20 protein-coding genes are annotated in these 19832 nt (G+C 60.2%); 10 read left to right on the top strand and 10 right to left on the bottom strand.

Translation table 11 applies throughout. The features are described 5' to 3' along the window. Positions 1–4: 4 nt before the first annotated feature. From ACLFLU_RS10725 to ACLFLU_RS10710, 4 genes are read right to left on the bottom strand one after another with little or no spacing between them, the layout of a single operon-like run. Positions 5–1093 (bottom strand): acyltransferase family protein, encoded by a 1089-nt coding sequence (locus ACLFLU_RS10725; protein WP_426412156.1) that lies wholly within the window; start codon positions 1091–1093, stop codon positions 5–7. A 2-nt stretch (positions 1094–1095) separates the two neighbouring features. Continuing rightward, complete coding sequence (locus ACLFLU_RS10720; RefSeq protein ID WP_426412155.1) at positions 1096–2202, bottom strand: acyltransferase family protein; 1107 nt, start codon at positions 2200–2202, stop codon at positions 1096–1098. 22 nt (positions 2203–2224) lie between these two features. Then, positions 2225–3565, bottom strand: coding sequence for a hypothetical protein (locus ACLFLU_RS10715; RefSeq protein ID WP_426412154.1), 1341 nt, complete (start codon positions 3563–3565; stop codon positions 2225–2227). Positions 3566–3579: 14 nt separating this feature from the next. Then, entirely contained in the window at positions 3580–4803 is a 1224-nt protein-coding gene (locus ACLFLU_RS10710) for an acyltransferase family protein (RefSeq protein ID WP_426412153.1), read from the bottom strand. 373 nt (positions 4804–5176) lie between these two features. Here ACLFLU_RS10710 and ACLFLU_RS10705 point away from each other — a divergent pair, with 373 nt between their 5' ends. From ACLFLU_RS10705 to ACLFLU_RS10680, 6 genes are all read left to right on the top strand, one after another. Further along, positions 5177–6532: an O-antigen ligase family protein gene (locus ACLFLU_RS10705; RefSeq protein WP_426412152.1), complete on the top strand. Its 1356-nt coding sequence runs from the start codon at positions 5177–5179 to the stop codon at positions 6530–6532. 64 nt (positions 6533–6596) lie between these two features. Further along, entirely contained in the window at positions 6597–7229 is a 633-nt protein-coding gene (locus ACLFLU_RS10700) for a hypothetical protein (RefSeq protein WP_426412151.1), read from the top strand. Between the two features lie 114 nt (positions 7230–7343). Continuing rightward, positions 7344–8027, top strand: a complete 684-nt coding sequence (locus ACLFLU_RS10695) for a transglutaminase-like cysteine peptidase (RefSeq protein ID WP_426412150.1) — start codon at positions 7344–7346, stop codon at positions 8025–8027. Between the two features lie 224 nt (positions 8028–8251). Beyond that, positions 8252–8872, top strand: coding sequence for a hypothetical protein (locus ACLFLU_RS10690; protein ID WP_426412149.1), 621 nt, complete (start codon positions 8252–8254; stop codon positions 8870–8872). Positions 8873–8899: 27 nt separating this feature from the next. Beyond that, the gene (locus ACLFLU_RS10685) at positions 8900–11146 is read left to right on the top strand and encodes a polysaccharide biosynthesis tyrosine autokinase (protein WP_426412148.1); all 2247 of its coding nucleotides are present in this window, start codon (positions 8900–8902) and stop codon (positions 11144–11146) included. Positions 11147–11201: 55 nt separating this feature from the next. Further along, the gene (locus ACLFLU_RS10680) at positions 11202–11921 is read left to right on the top strand and encodes a hypothetical protein (RefSeq protein ID WP_426412147.1); all 720 of its coding nucleotides are present in this window, start codon (positions 11202–11204) and stop codon (positions 11919–11921) included. Between the two features lie 109 nt (positions 11922–12030). On the opposite strand, the gene ACLFLU_RS10675 is transcribed toward ACLFLU_RS10680, so the two are convergent. Further along, on the bottom strand, positions 12031–13455 hold the full coding sequence (locus tag ACLFLU_RS10675; RefSeq protein WP_426412146.1) for an undecaprenyl-phosphate glucose phosphotransferase: 1425 nt from the start codon (positions 13453–13455) through the stop codon (positions 12031–12033). Positions 13456–13800: 345 nt separating this feature from the next. Between ACLFLU_RS10675 and ACLFLU_RS10670 the strand changes: the two genes are divergently transcribed. Then, positions 13801–14079 carry a hypothetical protein gene (locus tag ACLFLU_RS10670; RefSeq protein WP_426412145.1) on the top strand — a complete coding sequence of 93 codons (279 nt, stop codon included), beginning with the start codon at positions 13801–13803 and terminating at the stop codon, positions 14077–14079. A gap of 175 nt (positions 14080–14254) precedes the next feature. Then, positions 14255–14983: a metallophosphoesterase family protein gene (locus ACLFLU_RS10665; protein WP_426413964.1), complete on the top strand. Its 729-nt coding sequence runs from the start codon at positions 14255–14257 to the stop codon at positions 14981–14983. A 25-nt stretch (positions 14984–15008) separates the two neighbouring features. Here the strand turns inward: ACLFLU_RS10665 and ACLFLU_RS10660 are convergent, their stop codons facing one another. The 3 genes from ACLFLU_RS10660 to rfbC all read right to left on the bottom strand — a co-directional run bounded on the left by ACLFLU_RS10660 (position 15009) and on the right by rfbC (position 16994). Next, positions 15009–15431 (bottom strand): hypothetical protein, encoded by a 423-nt coding sequence (locus ACLFLU_RS10660; RefSeq protein WP_426412144.1) that lies wholly within the window; start codon positions 15429–15431, stop codon positions 15009–15011. A 110-nt stretch (positions 15432–15541) separates the two neighbouring features. Continuing rightward, a complete protein-coding gene (rfbD, locus tag ACLFLU_RS10655) occupies positions 15542–16438 on the bottom strand; it encodes a dTDP-4-dehydrorhamnose reductase (protein ID WP_426412143.1) in 897 nt (298 codons plus the stop codon). A gap of 1 nt (position 16439) precedes the next feature. Continuing rightward, positions 16440–16994, bottom strand: a complete 555-nt coding sequence (rfbC, locus tag ACLFLU_RS10650; protein WP_426412142.1) for a dTDP-4-dehydrorhamnose 3,5-epimerase — start codon at positions 16992–16994, stop codon at positions 16440–16442. Between the two features lie 85 nt (positions 16995–17079). Here rfbC and rfbA point away from each other — a divergent pair, with 85 nt between their 5' ends. Together rfbA and rfbB are read left to right on the top strand one after the other, a co-directional pair. Further along, positions 17080–17961 (top strand): glucose-1-phosphate thymidylyltransferase RfbA, encoded by an 882-nt coding sequence (rfbA, locus tag ACLFLU_RS10645; protein WP_426412141.1) that lies wholly within the window; start codon positions 17080–17082, stop codon positions 17959–17961. A gap of 12 nt (positions 17962–17973) precedes the next feature. After that, complete coding sequence (gene rfbB / locus ACLFLU_RS10640) at positions 17974–19038, top strand: dTDP-glucose 4,6-dehydratase (protein WP_426412140.1); 1065 nt, start codon at positions 17974–17976, stop codon at positions 19036–19038. A gap of 82 nt (positions 19039–19120) precedes the next feature. Here the strand turns inward: rfbB and ACLFLU_RS10635 are convergent, their stop codons facing one another. Next, on the bottom strand, positions 19121–19390 hold the full coding sequence (locus tag ACLFLU_RS10635) for a hypothetical protein (protein ID WP_426412139.1): 270 nt from the start codon (positions 19388–19390) through the stop codon (positions 19121–19123). Between the two features lie 164 nt (positions 19391–19554). Continuing rightward, a complete protein-coding gene (locus ACLFLU_RS10630) occupies positions 19555–19707 on the bottom strand; it encodes a hypothetical protein (protein ID WP_426412138.1) in 153 nt (50 codons plus the stop codon). Positions 19708–19832: the final 125 nt, after the last annotated feature.

Genomic DNA, 19832 nt, shown 5'->3' with positions numbered 1-19832 from the left:
GCGATCAGGCCGCCGGGCTCTGCGCCATTTTCCGCGCGAAGATATGCCGCAGCGTCCCATCGATGAACCGGCGCAGGCGCACCTCGATGATCTCATAGCTCAGCGCGCTCGCAATCAAGGCGAGCACCAGCCCGAAAATCACGAAGCCGCTCCACAGTAGCCAGCGATCGACGCCGCGATCGACCAGCTTCAACCCGATGATCTGCAACGGGAACAGCACGAAGGGGTGAACGAGATAGAGGCTGTAACTGATCTTGCCGATGTATTGCAGCGGCGCCAAACTCAACAGACCGGCCGTCCCCGATCCCGTCGCCAGCACCATTCCGAACAGCAGAAAGCCCGGGATCAGCGCGGCAAACGGATGCAGCACGTCGAGTGCAGCATACATGGCGGCAAAACAGCCGAGCCCGGCAACGACGCCCCCTGCCCCCGCAATCCGAAAGCGCAAATTGCTCGCGCTGAAGAGCATACCGATCGCGAAGAAGGCAGTAATCGGCCAATACAGGATGCAGAGGAATCCGAGAAGGATCAGCGGCGCAGCAAGCCACCAGTTCTTCAGCCGTACGACGGCACCGAAGCACAACGCGAACAGGATATAGAACGCCCATTCGTAGGTCAGCGTCCAGGCGTTTTGCTGGGCGATCGGAAGCCCGATCGCGTCCTGCACGAAGATCAGGTTGGCGAAGAACACCTGGAGATAGGTCGGCAGATCGATGCCCCGGAAGAACTTGTATCCAACGACAGGGCCGGCCACGAACAACGCCAGATGCAGCACGACGAACACCGGCATGATGCGCAGGATACGATCATACATGAACTTTCCGATCGACCCGTGCCGCACCAGGCTGGCGGGGATCAGAAAGCCGCTGATCATGAAGAACAGCTCGACGCCATGCCCGCCGGAGTTGATCACCGATTGCAGCCACGGCCAGATCGGCGGCAGAAAGCCGGGATTGGGGATGTCGTAGACGCCGCCCTTCGGCATGTCACAAAAATGGTCAAGCAGCACGCTCAGCGCCGCGACGCCGCGAAGGCCCTGAATGGACGGCACGAAACCGCCGCCGGCCTCGGCATAGGACGCGTGCGCCGGCATCGTCACTCTGCCCCCTGGCTTCGCAGGGACGTCTGGAGCGGCACCGAAGCAAACGCGCGCGGGGACCGGAATCGATGCCCGAAGGTGATGGAAGGCTTCTCGATCGTCAGATAAGTCAGCCAGCTGACGAGAATGGAAGCGGCGACCACGGCGGCAGTGAAGAGGAGCCACTGCAGGGGGTCTGTGCCGCCGCCAAAAAAGTAGAAGATGACGATCATGGCGAACGACCCCATCAGGTAGATGGAATAACTGATCGTCCCGACGAAGGACATGAAGCGCCAAGCAGCCTTCTCACCAAGGGCTGCGAAACCAATGAACACGAAGGCAGCGAGAATATAGGCGGCGCCCATCCCGTAAGCACAGAAGAAATTATCCTGATAGTCGACGCCGTAACGCCTGTACGCAACGCCCGCGGCAAAGATTACATACAAAACGGCGCAGATCCCGACGTGGCGCCAGCTGAGCTTGCCTTCCATGACGGTGTCGCGGATCACCTTGCCAAAGAACATCGCCGTCAGGTCAAGAGCCAGTTCAAGCACGCCCCACACGGCGTGAATTTTGACGAACGGGAAAGCGATGATGCCGACGACGCACGTCGCGATGACAATCTGGAACGCAGTCAAGCGGCGCGTGAGAAAGCCGGTCGCGAACAAGCCAATACAGCTGACGTAGAACATGAGCTCGACCGCAAGCGTCCAATAGGCAATCCGGATATTGGGAATGCCCATGAACATCTGAAACATGGTCGCGTTGGCTGCAACGTGCGACAGCGGAAAGGTCTTTCCCTCGATGGTCGGGGACAGAACCAGCAGGACGACGATCGATAGCCAGTACGCCGGATAAAGGCGAAAAAAGCGACTGACGGCGAAATCCCGAACCGGCGCGGCACTCTTCGGAAAGCTGTAGGGAATCACGAAGCCGCTGACGAAGAAGAACAGCACCACGCCAAAGCGGCCGAAGTTGAAATACTCTCCGAGCGCATGGTGAAACACCCGATAGTAGCTTCCGGTCTGCTGGTTGAGCACAATCTGCTCCAGCGCGTGCTGGAGCACGACCGCCAGCACGGCGATGCCGCGAAGCGTGTCGACGAAAGCCAATCGTTTATGCATCACAATTCTTCCCTGGCTCGACCTACGAAGCGGGCCGCGGCACGTTCGCTCCGATGGTAGAACGTTCTTCTTCCGACAGACTCGCGCGTCCCGAATCCGGCCGTCGGGAAGGCACTTGCAGAGCAACAGACGCGTGACGCGAGAACACCTCACTGAAGCTCAGCGCGATCATCAGCAGCCCCGTCGAGGGACCATAGTTCAGAACCGTGATCGTGAAGAGATTGACCGTGAATATCAGTGACAGTTTGTAGATATCGGTGACCAGAAAAGTCGTCCGGAACACCATCCACATGAAGACGACGAACGGCAATCCGAACATCAGGTACGTACCGATATAGAAGTTATCGACCGGCACCCAATACGAAACCAGATTCGAGAACAATTGCTGCGGGTAGTTGAAACAACCGGCGCCACACCCGGTGATGAAGCCAACCGGCATCAGCTCGCTCATGTACACGAAAGGCAGCTGCCAGCTGTTGTTGATCCGGTCCATCATACTGAACAGCAGATCCTTGTTGCCAACCGACGCCCCCGAGGCAAGCAGGATGAGAATCAATGGCGCGAACATCGAGGCGAACGACCACAATGCGATCGTCCGCACCGCCCCGAACTTCATGCGTTCCGGCAGGCTCCGGACAACCAACATCAGCACCATGTAAAGCAGCAGCACGAGCATCGTCGTCTTGCTCGTCGTCAGCTTGATCGCGTAGACAGCTATCGAACCGAATATGAGGCACCACAAAGTGCTTTTCCGGATCGAAGTCACGACAAAGGTGATCAGGATGAAGAACGCCGCCATCGTGTTGTCGGCTGCAAAGCCCGAGAGACGCTGCTCCGCGGCGGCCCACCACAACCGCCCCGCCTCTCGAACCGCGCCGAACGATTCATATTTGAAGCCGGTCCACGGCATGGTCGTATATTTGGACAGGAACACGCCAATGATGGAGACGTAGAATACGCCCGTGAAGATCATCAGCAATTTCTTGTAGGAACCAAAATTGCTATCGCAGAAGGAGAAGCCGACGAACACAGGAAGCATCATCTTGAAGGATGATGAAAGAGCGTTGATCGTGCCCAGAAAAAAATACCCGATGCCGAGCGAGAGCACGATCTGGAGCAGAACGAGCGCGGCGGCGATACTTCTGTTTCGTATGATGCAGCGCTGAACAAACAGGCCAATGCACAGCATCGCAACAACATCCGGCAGAAACCAGAGTGCGCCGACGTGAAGGATACTCGTATAATATCGCGCCGCGCCGCCAAAAGCATCGCGGAATATGTAAAGCGTGAGCGCCACGGCTTCGAGATTGAAACCGAAATCAAACTTTAACTTTTGTTGGGGCGCGACCGTGTGGGCCATCATCTGCACCGAACTCCCTAATTCGATGGCCGTGCGGACGGCACGGCGGTAGACGACGACATATTGGGAATCCTGCCGAGGATATTCCTGGTCCACCTGCCGCCTGGAAGCTCGATGTAGAGATAAGTCAGGTTCGACAGGACCAGAACGGCGGCGAGAACGGCAACCAGGTTCAGGGTCGTGGACAAGCCGGGATACACGGCATCAAGAGCCGCTACCGGCCGCGCCCCCAACGCCCGGACGAAATACTCCGCGAGCAGAACGACGAAGGCATGAACCATATAGATCGAATATGACCGCGCGCCGAGCCAAACCAGCGGCCTGGCAACAAGCATCGGAGGCACAACGGCAGCATTGGGAAATGCGAGAAGGGAGCCAAGGAACACCGCAAAGGTCAGGGGCGCGGCGAAGGAGATCCAGGGATAGGCCTCCACAAGCCAGACATTCGCGACGGTCGCGACCATCGACGCCAACTGAATCGCGCCAAGCAGATACACGTTGGCGCCACGGATACTGCTCGGCAACAGCGAGACGACCTTCACCGTGAGCACGCCGAGGAAGAAGCTCGTGAAGCAGCGCAATAGACCAAAATCGTACTGTGCTCCAAGATCACGCTTGTCGAGGATCACCGCAAGCGTGAACCAGCTCGCGGCAGCAAGAAGAAACGCTGAAACATACAGCCAGCGAAGCGAACCGAGCCTCTGCGCAATCAGCACGACGACACCGAAAACCAGATAGGTGTAAAACTCGACGCTGATGCTCCAGCTCGGCGCATTCCAATTCAAGTAGTGAACGAAACCCAACGAATGTAGCAGGAAGACGTTCAGGAAGAACGAATATGCATTATTGACTTCGAACACCGTCGGGACCGCGACGATAACCCCGGCCATGACGAGCCCGATCCGGACCAGCCGAAACAGAAGCGTGACGAAAAGCATCACGATATGCAGCGGATAAACACGCGCGAAGCGCCGGACCATGAAGTCGCGCAAGGAAAAATGACCGAAATCCGACCGCACGTAGCTCAACGACATCACCATGCCGCTGAGTACGAAAAACAGGTCGACGAGAAATCCGCCGCTGCGGAAGAACGCACAGTCGATCCACGCACGATTCGGAAACGCCGCAAGAAATGTCGGCATCAGGATCACATGGTGAATCACCACGGTGACCGCGGCAATTCCCCGAATGCTGTCCAGAGTGAGGACATGCGCTTTCTCGCGATGAACGGTCACCGTCACGGCAATTCCCTTGCACTTTGCAGTGCAGCATTTCTACTGGGCATTCGAGGCGAATACAATGTCCGGCCCAGCAGTCGTCGCATGCATTTCCGTTGAAGGAGTTGTGTCCGTCGGATGAAACAGCGCGACAATTAATTCGCCGCAGGCGACCCGCCTGACGCGTGATGAACGGCTGTCTGCATCGAAGATGAGCAGCGAGCTGCAGAAGACGCGGGACTTCCCGTGCGACGCACGGTTCGCGTTAATGTTGTCCGTCTCGCTTGCTCGCGAAACCGTGCAAATAGCCTATTCATTCGGCACGAATGTGGCAAAAGGGCACCGAGATTGGGGAATTGAAAACGCGGAGCCGCGGTGCGGCTCTCGGGAGTTGATCTTGTACAAGGCTTCGCGGTTTGCGGCGATCGGGGTGTTCATGCTGGCCCCGCTGCCATTCGGCTCCGCCGAGACGGTCTGGATCTGCATATGGACGATGCTGCTCGCGTTCAGCCTCGCCACCGCGGACCTGCGCAGTGCGACGCTCGATGACTTCTATTTGTTGCTGCCGCTATTCGCCGTTCTCGTCGTCGTCGCGGCCGTGATCACGGTTCAGTTATGGCCGAACTCATCCCTTCACGAGGTCGACGCAGCATGGGCGGCGGCGCGAGGCGTGGTGGGCGCAGATATGCCCGGCCGCGTCTCGATCACCGCCAACGGCCCATGGCTCGCGTTCGGCTATCCGCTGTTGTTTGTGCTTGCCTTCACGCGCGCCGTCTACATCGCCACCGACGCGGAGGATGCGCGGCAGCTGCTGCGCATCCTCGCCTGGACCGGGTTTGCCTATGCTCTCTACGGAATCCTCGCGGGGATCGGCGATCCGACCTCGCTCCTGTTCCGCCGCAAGGAGGCCTATATCGGTTTCGTCACGGGCACATTCGTCAACAGAAACACGGCCGCGACCTTTTTCGCGAGCTGCGCACTGCTCTTTCTTTTGCCATTGCTGCGCTTCATCTATCGCCAGGATCGGCCAAGTCGGCCGCCTTCGCGACAAATGACCGCACTGATCGCATATCATCTGTCCTCCCCCGTGGCACTGGGAGGCGGCTTTGTCGTCTGCATGGCTGCAACGGCGATGACGGGCTCGCGCGCGGGGCTCCTGCTGCTGATCCTGACCGTCTTTATGGCGACCGCCCTTTTCTTCGCACCGCTGCGCATCGGCAAGCTTCGCCGCTGGGGCTGGCTCGCAGGAATCGCAGTGGCAGCGCTGTTGCTGTTTCAGCTCGTCGGCGGCGCAGTGGCGGGGCGAATCCTGACTTACGGCCTCGTGGATGAACAGCGGTTCACGATGTATCGAACCGTACTGACCATGATCCAGGAGCATCCGCTGCTTGGGATCGGCTACGGAAACTTCGAAAGCGCATTTCCGGCCTACAGGCCGGATTCACTCGGCAGTCTCGGAGTTTGGGACCGCGCGCACAGCACGCCGCTCGAGCTTGCAGTCGAGCTCGGCCTTCCTACAGCTTGTTTGATTATAGTCACATGTCTCTGGTATCTTTACCATTTGTTAAATGGAAGCTTGCATCGGCGGCGTGACCGCTACATACCGATTATCGGTGCAAGTGTGGCGACGCTTGGCCTCCTGCATACGAGCATCGATTTCTCGTTGCAGATTCCAGGCTTCGGCGTGTTTTTTGCGGCGATCACCGGCTGCGGGCTGGCACAAAGCAGGCCCTCATCCGAGCAAAAAAAGTAGCGTAATTGCGGTTTTGGCAATATGTTTAGTCAAACTTACTCGATTGCATGGGCTGGGGAGTCGAATGCGTAAATCCGTGGGGCTCGCGGCTGCCTTGCTCGCGATGACAGCAGCGACGTCGACGTTTGCAGCACAGAACGGTTGCGTTCCAAATCCCGACTCAGTGACCTCTGAGCGGGCAATTCAATTCCTCGACAATCCCGAGGCTCTTCTCGACAAGTTCAAGGATGGTCAGGGCGGCCTCGCCTCTCAGGTCCGCGATATGCTGACCAATCGGCCGGAGACGCTGGAAGGCATTGGCTCACTCGCCAAGGCGAGCTCGGATGACCAAGGCCGCGCAATTGGCGCCGGAATGGGCACTGCCGCCGCGGTCTGCGTGCTGACGCAGCCCCAGTTCGCCCAGCAGATCCAGGCCGCTGCGCTGAAGACGGAAAAGCCCGGGCTGATCCAATCCTTCACGAGCATCACCGGCGACATCCCGACCGAGGCGATCACGGGCGCGGACGCCAATGGCGATACAACCGCAGGCGGTGGGCAGGGGACGACGCCGGACCAGCGCGCTGGTGGAGCGGCCAATTCGACCCCCACGGACCGGCCTTCCTCCGGCGCAACCCCGGCCGCCCAGACAACCCCGACCACCCTGTTCGCGGCGTCGACGGGGACATCGTCGCTCACGGCCACTAGCCCATCGCGCTAGTCCCGGAACGAATTCAAACTCAGCGTATTGATTAACCAAGCCGGCCACGCGCACACGTGGCCGCGCGTTTGCATTCAATTTTAGAGGTTCGGGGAACCTCGCTCTAAAAGCTTTGTGCGAGACCTGTTGCGTCAAGAAAGACGGATAACGGGGGATGACATGAAACTGTTGTACGCGCCGTTGCTCGCAGCCCTCATCGCCTGCGCCGGCAACACCGCGAAGGCCGAATCGGATAACGCACAGCGTCCGGCCGGAGCTTCGTTCATCGAAGAATTCGACAACGCACTTGCGCCGATGAACTTCGTCAAGTTCTGCATGAAGAACGATGCGGAATGCGGCCCCGATGTCAGCGAGCGCACATTGCCGCCTGCCGACACCGCAATGGCGATGCTTCGTAAGGTGAATCTCACGGTCAACGAATCCATTGCGCCAATGCGCAAGCCAACGGATCCGATGACCGCGAACTGGACGGTCTCGCCGTCAGCGGGTGACTGCAACGACTACGCTGTCACCAAGCGACACCAATTGATCGCGATGGGATGGCCGCAGGCCGCCCTGCGTCTTGCAGTTGTGCGGATCGACGGCGGACAGGGCCACCTGGTGCTGGTGGCACGGCTTTCGGATGGCGACGTGGTGCTGGACAATCTGTCCTCGAGCGTTCGCCCCTGGAATTCGCTCGGCTACGAATGGATCTCGATGCAGTCCGGTGCCAACCCGCACTTCTGGGTGAACATCGGCGATCATGGACGCAAGCTTCGCGAGAAGCGCTTCGCATCGCTTTCGGGTTCGTCGCTCTGATCGTTGCGCCTTCGGATCCCACTTCTTAAGCGGATCGTATATATCAACGCCCGTGGCTCGCGCCGCGGGCGTTGTCGTACACCCTGTTCGCAACAGGTCGTCGGCAAATTATGAAATTTGCTATGAATTACCGAGGTTCCAGTCTATATTTTGCACCGCACAAGAATTTGACATAGTTAAGCGCGACACTCGGTTTGAGCGAAGTCTTGCGCCGGTTTGTTTGAATGAACGCGATGAATGGTTTGGCCCTGCCTCGACGACGACAATTTGCCGATCGCGATACAGGCGGTAACCGCTTGGCGATCGCGTTGACGCTGATGATTGCCGCGTGCGCCGCCGGCCGCTGCGAAGCCCAATGTGTCGAGCAAGCGAACCGCGTGCCTGCTGTCGTCCTGCAGGCCTTTCAGCTTGAGCCTGCTTCGATATTGCGCGAGGTCCGCAATGATCGAAGCAAGCTCGCCGGCCGGCTTGCTGCCTATATCGTGACCGATATCTCCGTCCTGCCCACGGTGCGGGACCTCATCAGTGAATCCGCCAACGTCGATCGCAACACAATCGGCGCAGCGTTGCGTCGAGCGCAGCTGATCTGTATTTCCAGCAAGCCTGAAACCGCCCAGAAGATCAGTGAGTTTGTACGAAAGCTGGCAGATTCGGCCGTGAGTTCCGGGTACTCGGCGGAGCTTGAGGCCGTGGAATTCAATCCGAATGCAGTGGCTTCCCAGTCGGTCGGAAGTGCGCGGTCGTCATCAACAAAAAAACCTTCTGATGCCGCGAGCAGTTTGATGACCGGCGAGTGGAGTACGGACATCGCCGATCCGTTTGCCCCTACACCACCTCCCCAGTAACCTCACGTCAGGTCGATGAATATTCAAATGTACCAGCCCAGAGAGCAGTTTCACCTGCAAGAGAGGTCCGCTCTAGATCTGGCGGGAGCGACGCTGAGCATCGAGCGGATACTGGGCATCCTGCGGCGGCAGTGGCCGCTGATCGCAGCGATCGTCGGCGGCGCCTTCGCGCTCGTCCTCGTTTACCTGCTGACCGCGACGCCAATGTACACGGCGAATACGCGAATCCTGATGGATACCCGCCAAACCCAGGTACTCGACAAGGATACCGGCGTCTCCAATGCGCTGATCGATCCCGGCTTCGTCGACAGCCAGGTCGAGATCATCACCTCGGACGATCTGATCCGATATGTTGTCCGGCGCATGAAGCTGACGGAAGATCCCGAGTTCAACGGCTCGGATCCGGGCCTCATTCCGGCGATCATCGGCAGGGTGATTGGACTCTTCGGATCAGATGGACCCGCATCCAAAGAGCGCATCGAGCGTGGAACGGTTGCCGCGGTGCAGGCCAACCTGAAGGTCGAGCGCCTGCTGACGACATACGTGTTGTCGGCAAGCTTTCGTTCGCGAGACCCCGAGAAGGCAGCCCAGATCACCAACGAGATCGCGGATGCCTACATCGTCGGCGCCCTCGACGCGAAATATCAATCCACCAAGCGCGCTAGCGAATGGTTGCAGCAGCGCAGCGCCGAGCTGCGCGAGCAGGCCACCGCCAGCGACCGCGCCGTGCAGACCTTCAAGAGCCAGAACAACATCGTTGGCACCAGCCGCGGCTTGATGAACGAGCAGCAACTGACCGACGTGAACACACAGCTCATTCAGGCCCGCGCGGCCACCTCCGAGGCCAAGGCACGGCTGGACCGCATCGATGCGATCAGCGACAAGGATCTTGCCCAGCCGACGGTCACCGACGCGCTGAACAATCCCGTGATCACGCGTCTGCGCGCGCAATATCTCGATCTCTCGGCGCAGTATTCGGATTGGTCGACTCGGTATGGCAAGACCCATCAGGCATCGGTCAATCTTGCCAATCGCATGGACGAGCTGCGCAAGTCGATCGCAGATGAAGTCAAGCGTATCGGCGATGCCTATCGCAGCGAGTACGAAATCGCCAAGAGCCGCGAGACGTCGCTCGAGGAAAATCTCAAGAATCTGGTCAGCCAGGCCGGCAATACCGGACAGGCGCAGGTGAAGCTGCGCGACCTCGAGAGCGCGGCCGACACCTATCGCAACCTGTACAACAGCTTCCTGGAGAAGCAGCAGCAGGCATTGCAGAACCAGAGCTTCCCGATCAGCGAATCCCGCATCATCAGCACTGCCGTCAAGCCGGACCGCAAGAGCTCCCCGAAGACGGTGCTCTCTCTGGTCGGAGCCCTGTTCGGTGGTCTCTGCTTCGGCCTGGGCGCCGCTTTTGCCCGGGAGATGCTGAGCGACGTGCTGCGCTCTCCGGGTGATGTCGAGGACGAGATCGGCGTCAAATGTCTCGGGGTGCTTCCGGCCATCGGCGCCAAGGCGATGGGCTTGCCCAGGGTACGCGGATCGCGATCGCCCGATGGCGGGGTTGACGCCAGCGGCCCGCTCTCCCGCTACGTCATCGACCATCCCTTCTCGCGCTATGCCGAGACCATGCGCAACATCAAGGTCTCGATCGATCTCGCCAGCCTGTCCCGGGAGGTGAAGGTCATCGGCATCGTGTCGTCGCTTCCGAAGGAAGGCAAAACCACGGTTTCCGCCAACTTCGCGCACCTCACCGCATTCACCGGCAAGCGCGTGCTGCTGATCGACGGCGACCTTCATACGCGCTCGCTGACCAAGGAGCTCGACCCGACCGCCAAGAGCGGGTTGCTCGAGGCTCTCAAGAATCCGCAGTCGGTTGGACATCACATCCGGCGCAGCGCGGAGACCGGCCTGGATTTCCTGCCCTCCTTTGCCGTCACGCGCATGGTGAACTCCGCAGACATCATGGCCTCGAAGGCGATGGCCGATTTGCTGGCGCTGCTGCGTAACGAATACGACTACATCGTCATCGATCTGGCGCCGGTGATGCCGGTCACCGACGCCAAGGCCATCAGCCACCTCATCGACGCCTATGTCTATGTCATCGAATGGGGCCGCACCACGCGTACGGCCCTGCAGGAATCGATGTCGAGCTCCGAAGGCATTCAGAAGAAGGTGCTGGGCGCCGTTCTCAACGGTGCCAACCCGAAGATGCTGAAGCGCATCGAGGGCTACAAAGGCTCGCACTACAACGCGTACTATGTCGAGGGAGCCTAAGGCCGAGGCCGGCGCATCGCGCCGCCCGCGCTGGCTCGCACGCGGCGCGAATGGCTTGCTGGCGGCCTCCGCCCTGGCGTGGGCAGTATCGACCCTTCCCAATCTGACCGATCCCACGGTATCGCGGGTTGCCCGGCAAATCGCCGCGGGCGAGAGCTACGACGCGCCATTGCTGAGGCGCATCGTGGCGGCGAACCTGCCCGCGGCTCAGCACCAGTGCGAACCAAAGGCCCTTCGGGAGTTGCTCGTCCTCCAATTGTCGACCGCCGACATGACCGTCCGCGGCACCGACCTGACACAGGCGGATGCGGATGTTGATGCCGTCCAGCGGATGAGCAGGATCCTGCTGGAATGCGCTCCGACCGAGTCGCTCGGATGGCTGGGAGCGTTCTGGGCTGGCTCTCGCCAGGACGGGCTAACGGCCAGGACCGTCGCGCTTCTCGGCCAATCCTACCGCCTGGCACCGCATGAGGTCTGGCTGCAGATGATGCGCGTGCCCCTCGCCTTTCGGGCATTCGACGCGCTGCCCATGGCGGTGACGGACGCTGCGGTACAGGATTTCAACGACGTCTTCCACGACCGGCTGTATCCCAGCGCCGCCGCGCTCTACGTGAGATCCCCGGCATCGGCACGCGGCAGACTTCTCGACCTGACCTGCGACGTGTCCGAACGGGAGAAATTGGCTTTCTGGTATCTCGTCCGGGACGCCGGAGGAAAGATCCAGCATCGGTGCTATCCGGCAGACGACCGTCCGCGCTACTTGCTCGATAATTAGCCGGCTGCTCCCGGCTGAACCGATAGCGCGCGGACCGGAGCGCCGCGTCAGCTGATGATCGATGCCGTGGAGAACGTCTCTGCCGCCAACGGACAGAGGCCAGCGCTTCTCAGTAGGCTTCCTGGTGGATCAGGGCCAGAGCGGTCTTCAGGATGATCCTGATGTCCAGCCAGATGCTCCAATTGCTGACGTACCAGACATCGTACTCGACCCGCTTCTCCATCAGGTCGATGGTCGGCGTCTCGCCGCGGAAACCGTTGACCTGGGCCCAGCCGGTCAGGCCCGGCTTCATGTGGTGCCGATACACGTAGTTGCTGATGAGCTGGTCGTAATAATTATCGTGCGCCAGCGCATGCGGCCGCGGTCCGACCAGCGACATCTCACCGCGCAGGACGTTCCAGAGCTGCGGCAACTCGTCGATGCTGGTCCGTCGCAGCACGCGACCGACGCGGGTGACCCGTGCGTCAGACTTCGTCGCCTGCGTCACAGTGTGGCCGTTCTCTGCCACCGTCATGGAACGAAACTTCCAGATCTGGAACGGCTTGCCGTTGAACCCGCGCCGGGCCTGCTTGAAGATCACATGCCCCATCGAGTCGAGCTTGATCATGATCGCTGCCGTCATCAGCAGCGGTGCCAGCAGCAGCAGGGCAAACGAGGCAAGGCCGATATCCAGGCAGCGCTTCTGCGCCCGCTCGAAGACGGTGAGCGGCGCACGCTGGATCTCGATGGCAACCGTGCCGCTGACCGGCTGGAATGGCCGCGAAACGAGATCGGCAATCGGAAAGTCCGGCAACAGGCGAATCGGCTGGGGAACCACGCGCAGGTGCTGGCTTAGCTTCTGGAGCAGCGGCATCTCGTCCCAGTCGATGACCAGGAGATATTCCTCGACATCGGCCGCGCGCGCCTGACGGACGACGTCGCGAATCTCGTCATCCCAGCCCGAGCCATCTTCCGACGGCCCGAGAACGAAATGACGCACGACATTGAAGCCGTGCTTGCGCAGGTCCTTGAAACGGCTCGACGTGAAATCGAGCGGCTTCAGGCTGAGCAGCACGACCTTGCGGTCGACCAGGCGGCCTCTGGCATAGCTCGAGTTCAGAGCGATGCGCCACAGCACCCGCAGCCCGCCCAGGGCGACACCACCGGTCGCAGCAAACAGCAGCGTGGTTCCGCGCGACAGATCCGCCGACGATTTGAGCAGAAACGCCTCGACCGCGAGAATGGTCAGCGAGATGACCCAGATCGCAAGCGTCTTGCGAAGCTGCCAGAGCGTGTTGAGAAGACGATGATGATCGTAGACGCCCTGGAAGTAGGAGATCGTCACGAACACGGCGGCGACCACAAGACCTGCACCGACCGACGAATCCTGCTCGGCAACGAGCAGGCGGTACAGACCACTCGCGGCGAAATAGCTCAGCAGGAGCGCAAGAAAGTCACCAGCGATCAGAGCGATCTGGAGCGGACGTTGGAGGGCACCATGACGGTTCGATACAACAGAATAATAGTTTTCCGAACCATAAGTTGCTACAGCCATCCGAACCTCGCTGCCTCGTCACGCACTCGCAACCGCCGAATTGCAAGCAGTCGATCCAAATGTACGGTGCGTCTTCGACAATGTCTTAACTAAACAAAGCGACAATGCGGCACTGCACCTAAAAAATCAAATCTATTTTCTGCAATGCGACGCCTGCATACGTGCATGCTCAAAGTGTTGTCACGAGTCTGACATTTTGCTGAGCATCGCGCCGCGTTTCGCATCAAATCATTCTGATTTTATCCATTATTGCGTACGCATTTGAACGGTTGTTCAACCCTGTTGCTTAAGCCGACCTTAGGCCGGCGCCATTAACACTCGTGGCAGTTTCGAGGGAGTTGTGCCGTGAGTGCCGTCGCCATTTTCAGCCTGCTGATCGGATCGTTGCTTGGAGGCCGATTCCGGATTTTCATTCTGCCTCCGGCGATCGTGCTGGGTGGAGCGATGATTGGCACCGTCTCGGCCTGGCAGGGACAAGGCGCGGCTCACATTGTCGTTATGATCGTTGTCTTTGCGGGAATGCTTCAGCTTGGCTATCTCTGCGGCGCGCTTCTGGTCCGCACGCGTGCGGCAACGTATCGCGCCAAGGCTGCAGCGTCGTTCGACAGCCGCAGCATCGGCTGAACGCACCAAGCGCGGCAAATCGACGCTTCATCAGATCGCGGGGGTAACACGACAGCCCGCACGAACCGGCGTTCACGTGGCGTGGACGAAAAAAGCGGCTCGTGCTGACCCGAATTCGTCGATAGCGTATTGACATCTCGGGCGAAGCTCTCTGAAAGAGTTGGGCCCCATGGTCATGACCCCGACTCAGAACTCGCCCCGGCCGAAGCTGCCGAACGGCGTGCGGATCTACGCTCTCAGCGACATCCACGGCTGCGCGCATCTGCTCGAACAGATGTTTGCCGTCATCGATGCGGACATGGCGAACAGCCGGCCCTATCGCGCGATCGAGGTCTTTCTCGGCGACTACATCGATCGCGGACCGGACTCGCGTCACACTCTCGATCTGCTGATCGACCGCAGCCGCCGCCGCAACACGGTCTTTCTCAAGGGCAATCACGAGGCCTATTTCACCTCAGTGCTAGACGATCCCTCACGCACCGCCGACTGGTTTCAGTTCGGCGGGCTCCAGACCCTGATGTCCTACGGGATCTCGGCAACGCCCGATCTCGGCAAGGACGAACAGTCCGATCTCGTGCGCGAGCTCATCTCCGCGATGCCGCCGCAGCACATCGCGTTCCTGCGCCAGTTGCGGCCGACATTCACATGCGGCGACTTCTTCTTCGTGCATGCCGGCGTCCGCCCGGGAATCCCGCTGTCGGAGCAGCGCGAGCAGGATCTGCTGTGGATCAGGGACGAATTTCTCCAGAGCAAGAAGCGTTTCGGCAAATACGTCGTGCACGGCCATACGCCGGTGCGCCAGGCCGAGCTGCTCGAGAACCGGGCCAACATCGACACCGGAGCGTATGCCACCGGCAACCTGACCCTGCTGTCGATTCAGGGCAACAGCATGCTCGCGATCTAGCGGCGCATGTGCTCGGCGCGAAGCGTCAATTGGTCTGGCTTGCCGACGGCCGGTATTCCGGGAACCGGCTGAGCATCGCGGCCTTCAGGAATTTGAAATGGGCGATCGAGGCGCTGAGTTCCTTAAGCCTGCGCTGGCCGTTCAGGATTTCCTTGTCGAACAGATCCTGGTGGTGATTGTCCAGCGCCTCGCGCTCGAGATATTCGTCATTGCCGTTGCCGATGGTCACGGCCGCGCGCGCCAGCACGTCTTCCACCCGGCGATTCAGGCCTGATTGCTCGCGCTCCGCCGCATGCAACGCGTCCTCGATCGCGACCATGATGGCATCGATGCGTGTGCGATCGGTGTCGGCGTCGCGCTCGGGCGAGCGGGCACGGAACGTCTGCTCTCCGCCGAAGCGGTCCTTCAGGAAATTGTGAGTGCGGGCCCGCAAGAAGAGCTGAAACATGCGTGCACTTTCCGGTTCGAGGCGCCAAACCGGAAAATGGGCCCTGGATGGTTAACAAAGCTTAAAGGCCGCGGAACGTCGTGCTCCGATGCGGCCCTGTGAACCGGCGTTCAGATCGTCGCCTTGAGCGCATCCAGCTCGCGGTCGAGCGCCTGCTGCCAGCTCGGCGGCGTAATGCCGAAGCGCTCGCGCAGCCGCGTGAGATCAAGGCGGGAATTGGAGGGCCGCTTCGCCTTGACCAGAAATTCGTCCGAACGGATTGGAACGATTTCCTTCACTGCGAATTTGGCGCCCCTCGATTGCAACCCGGCAACGATCGCAGTCGCAAAGCCGTGCCAGCTGGTCTCGCCCGTGCAGACCAGATTGACCACGCCGCCTCGCTGCTCGAACGTCTTGCGAAGGTCATCGTCGCTCCGCGGCAGCATCGCAACCACCGCCTGCGAAATCGCATTGGCTGTCGTCGGCGCGCCGATCTGGTCGCCGACGATGCGTAGCTGCTCGCGTTCTCCGGCAAGCCGGACAATCGTCTTGAGGAAATTCGCACCGGTGGCAGCATACACCCAGGACGTGCGCGCGATCACATGCAAAGCACCCGCCTCGGCAATGGCCTGGTCGCCGGCAAGCTTGCTTTGACCGTACACCGAGAGCGGCGCCGGCGTGCTGTCCTCGCGCCAGGGACGTTCGCCGGAGCCGTCGAAGACATAGTCCGTCGAAAAGTGCACGACCGGCACGCCGCGGGGCGCCGCCCACTGGGCGATGGCCCTAGGAGATTCCGCGTTGATCCGAAACGCGAGTTCGCGCTCGTCTTCCGCACGATCGACAGCGGTATAAGCGGCTGGGTTGATGATCAGATCCGGCTTGATCGAATCCAACTTGCTGGCAAGCTCGTCTGGCCGCGACAGGTCGAACTGTTCCCGCAGCGGCGCAACGATATCAGCTCGCTCCCGAAGCAGCGGAAGCAAAGCTCCGCCCACCTGCCCCGCTGAGCCCGTCAGCAAGATCCTCATGTCAGATCTCTCCGTAACGCGGGAGATTCTTCACATCAGCGAGCAAGGGCGCATCGGCATCCTTGGGCGACAGCGAGGGATCTGCGAGGCCCCAGTCGATGCCGATCGCCGGATCGTTCCATCGAATCGAGATCTCATCCTTCGGGCTGTAGAGCGCGTCGCATTTGTAGAAGAAATCGGCCGTCTCGGAGAGAACGGCAAAGCCATGCGCGAAGCCGCGAGGAACCCACAATTGCCGCCGATTCTCCTCATTCAGCTCGACAGCAACATGACGCCCAAAATTTGGGCTACCGACGCGAACGTCTACCGCAACATCCAGGACGCGGCCGCGGAGCGCCGTGACCAGCTTGCCCTGCGCGCCCGGATTTTGTAGGTGCAGCCCGCGCAACACTCCATGACGCGAGCGTGACAGATTGTCCTGAACGAACGGCTGCGCAACCCCGCTCTGCGCGTAGCGCTCGAATTGGTAGGTCTCCAAGAAAAAGCCGCGTTGATCGCCGAATAGCTTCGGCTCGATGATCAAAACCTCAGGCAGATCTGTCTTGATAACGTTCATTCCGGCGACTTCAGCTCCGCACGTACAACAATCTTGTGCAGCGCACACTATCTGATATTTTCGAATTGGTAAACCAGAGGGACCTATGAAGGGAATTATACTCGCTGGCGGAACAGGCTCGCGCCTTTTTCCCGTCACGACAGTGGTATCGAAGCAGCTGCTTCCGGTTTTCGACAAGCCGATGATCTACTATCCGCTGTCGACATTGATGCTCGCTGGGATCCGCGACATTCTCATCATCTCGACGCCGCAGGACAAACCGCTGTTCCAGCGCTTGCTCGGCGATGGATCGGAGATCGGCGTCAACTTCTCCTACGCCACGCAGGACACTCCGCGCGGTCTTGCCGACGCCTTCATCGTCGGCCGCGAATTCGTGGGATCGGATTCCGTCGCCCTGGTTCTCGGCGACAATATCTTCTACGGCCACGGACTTCCGGAGATGCTGGCCAGGGCGGCAACTCGCAAGAGCGGCGCCACCATCTTCGGCTACGTTGTCAACTCACCCGAGCAATATGGCGTGGTCGAGCTCGATAGTGACGGACGTGCGCGCTCGATCGAAGAAAAGCCCAAGCAGCCGAAGTCGAATGTGGCCGTCACCGGCCTCTATTTCTACGACAACAGCGTGGTCGACATCGCTGCGGGGATCAAACCTTCGGCGCGGGGCGAGATCGAGATCACCGACGTGAACAATGCCTACCTCGCGCGTGGCGACTTGTTCGTCGAAGTGCTCGGGCGCGGGTTTGCCTGGCTCGACACCGGCACGCACGCCTCGCTGGTCGAAGCCAGCCACTTCGTTCAGATCCTGGAACAGCGTCAGGGCCTGCGCATCGCTTGCCCCGAGGAAATCGCCTTGCGGCGCGGTTACATTTCTCTCGAAGCCTTCAAGAAGGTTGCAGAGAGGACCGCCAAGAGCAGCTACGGCGAGTATCTGCAATCGGTTGCCCATTCCTTCGCCGCTCAAGACTGAGGCAGATCACATATGCGTTTCGAAGGCTCCACGATTTTCGTCACGGGCGGTGCAGGTTTCATCGGCTCTGCAGTCGTCCGTCATCTCCTCCGCGACACGCACGCGCGCGTCGTCAACATCGACAAGCTGACTTATGCGGCCAACCTCGAGTCGATTCCTGACGCCGAAGCAAATCCGCGCTATGCATTCGAGCAGCAATGCATTTGCGAGGCTGCCTCGCTTCGCAAGCTGTTCGAGAAGTACCAACCCGTCGCGGTGATGAACCTGGCGGCCGAGAGCCATGTCGATCGTTCGATCGACGGCCCCGGCGAATTCATCCAGACCAACATCGTCGGCACCTTCACGCTGCTGCAGGAGGCGCTGCGATACTGGAGGGGGCTGAGCCCGGACCGCCGCTCGCAGTTCCGCTTTCTCCATATCTCCACCGACGAGGTGTTCGGATCGCTCGGCAAGGACGGCTATTTCACCGAGACCACGTCCTATTCACCCAACTCGCCCTACTCGGCGAGCAAGGCATCCTCCGACCATCTGGTTCGCGCCTGGCGCGAAACCTACGACCTTCCGACGATGGTGACGAACTGCTCGAACAATTACGGGCCGTATCACTTCCCCGAGAAGCTCATTCCCCACATCATCATCAAGGGGCTCGCCGGCGAGCCGCTGCCGGTTTACGGCGACGGACAGAACATTCGCGACTGGCTCTACGTCGAGGATCACGCCAAGGCGCTCACGCTCGTGCTCGAGCGCGGCGCGGTCGGCGAGACCTACAATGTCGGCGGCCGAAACGAGCGCACCAATTTGCACGTCGTGGAAAGCATTTGCGACATGCTGGACGAAATGTCGCCGCGCACAGCAGGCCCCCGGCGCGGCCTCATTTCGTTCGTCGCCGACCGCCCCGGTCACGACCGCCGCTACGCGATCGATGCTTCGAAGCTCGAGCGCGAGCTCGGATGGCGCGCTGACGAGAATTTCGAAAGCGGCCTTGCCAAGACGGTTCGCTGGTTCTTCGACAACCGCATCTGGTGGCAGGCCATTCTCGATCGCGGCTATCAGCAGAAGCGCATCGGCCTCGGCTAGCGGATCGCCCCCCTTCGTGGCAGCTGCCGTCGCGCAAGATGTAACGGCAGGCTGACTGCGACCTGAATTCTGGCCTGTGAGACTAGACGTAAGCCCGATCGACGCGGCTCTGCGCCATCCAGACCTTCCATGCGTCTTCATGCTTGGCATAGAGCTCCAGCCAGCGCTGCTCGCCGGGAGCAGGCTGAGAGCTCCGCTCGATCCAGATTGCTCCGGTTCGACCGCCATCCGGCTCGCTGTCGAGCCGCTCGAACTCAAAAGTCTCCTCGAGCGTCAGCCCGATCAGAACGCGCCTGCCGACCGCATCGACAAAATATCGCCGCGGCGCATTGCTGTTCCTGACGCTCGTCATGGCGCACCTCTTTCGCGATCCACGGGCCGCTCAGACCAACAGGACAATGCCCGCAAGTCCGAACGCGCAAGGGCAAATTGCCGGACCATCCGTGCCGGCTTCCCAAACTTGGTCACATGCCTCGCATGGTTAGCTTCGCGCGGAGTGGTTTCGGCCGAATCCACTCAGAACGCACGGCGCGCCCTGGCAAACGACACCTGCTGGCGCTCCCAGGCAGCATGGACCGGTCGATGTTCCCTGTGCGCCCGCCGCGCGCGCATCGCATAGCCGACGCAGAAGCCAACGAAGGTCGAAATCAGAATCGAAACCCAGCTCATCCGGAGGTCTCTCACTTTAGCCGCAGGTCCGCCGCCTCTATTCGGCGATGGAACATTCTCATCTTCGAGTTGTGTCGAGATCGTGATCACTGTCGCTGATTTTGTCGTCACAGGCGGGAATTTTT

Origin of the sequence: Bradyrhizobium ganzhouense, from assembly GCF_049949285.1 — a bacterium.
Classification (GTDB): domain Bacteria; phylum Pseudomonadota; class Alphaproteobacteria; order Rhizobiales; family Xanthobacteraceae; genus Bradyrhizobium; species Bradyrhizobium ganzhouense.
The sequence above is the reverse complement of the archived record's forward strand: the minus strand, read 5'-3'. Positions and strand labels throughout refer to the sequence as shown.

Coding starts and splice junctions, on each gene's coding strand:
- ACLFLU_RS10630 (WP_426412138.1), bottom strand. CDS start 19,707: ATGAGCTGGGTTTCGATTCTGATTTCGACCTTCGTTGGCTTCTGCGTC.
- ACLFLU_RS10675 (WP_426412146.1), bottom strand. CDS start 13,455: ATGGCTGTAGCAACTTATGGTTCGGAAAACTATTATTCTGTTGTATCG.
- ACLFLU_RS10700 (WP_426412151.1), top strand. CDS start 6,597: ATGCGTAAATCCGTGGGGCTCGCGGCTGCCTTGCTCGCGATGACAGCA.
- ACLFLU_RS10725 (WP_426412156.1), bottom strand. CDS start 1,093: ATGCCGGCGCACGCGTCCTATGCCGAGGCCGGCGGCGGTTTCGTGCCG.
- ACLFLU_RS10690 (WP_426412149.1), top strand. CDS start 8,252: ATGAACGCGATGAATGGTTTGGCCCTGCCTCGACGACGACAATTTGCC.
- ACLFLU_RS10685 (WP_426412148.1), top strand. CDS start 8,900: ATGTACCAGCCCAGAGAGCAGTTTCACCTGCAAGAGAGGTCCGCTCTA.
- rfbD (WP_426412143.1), bottom strand. CDS start 16,438: ATGAGGATCTTGCTGACGGGCTCAGCGGGGCAGGTGGGCGGAGCTTTG.
- ACLFLU_RS10720 (WP_426412155.1), bottom strand. CDS start 2,202: ATGCATAAACGATTGGCTTTCGTCGACACGCTTCGCGGCATCGCCGTG.
- ACLFLU_RS10635 (WP_426412139.1), bottom strand. CDS start 19,390: ATGACGAGCGTCAGGAACAGCAATGCGCCGCGGCGATATTTTGTCGAT.
- ACLFLU_RS10665 (WP_426413964.1), top strand. CDS start 14,255: ATGACCCCGACTCAGAACTCGCCCCGGCCGAAGCTGCCGAACGGCGTG.
- ACLFLU_RS10715 (WP_426412154.1), bottom strand. CDS start 3,565: ATGATGGCCCACACGGTCGCGCCCCAACAAAAGTTAAAGTTTGATTTC.
- rfbB (WP_426412140.1), top strand. CDS start 17,974: ATGCGTTTCGAAGGCTCCACGATTTTCGTCACGGGCGGTGCAGGTTTC.
- ACLFLU_RS10660 (WP_426412144.1), bottom strand. CDS start 15,431: ATGTTTCAGCTCTTCTTGCGGGCCCGCACTCACAATTTCCTGAAGGAC.
- rfbA (WP_426412141.1), top strand. CDS start 17,080: ATGAAGGGAATTATACTCGCTGGCGGAACAGGCTCGCGCCTTTTTCCC.
- rfbC (WP_426412142.1), bottom strand. CDS start 16,994: ATGAACGTTATCAAGACAGATCTGCCTGAGGTTTTGATCATCGAGCCG.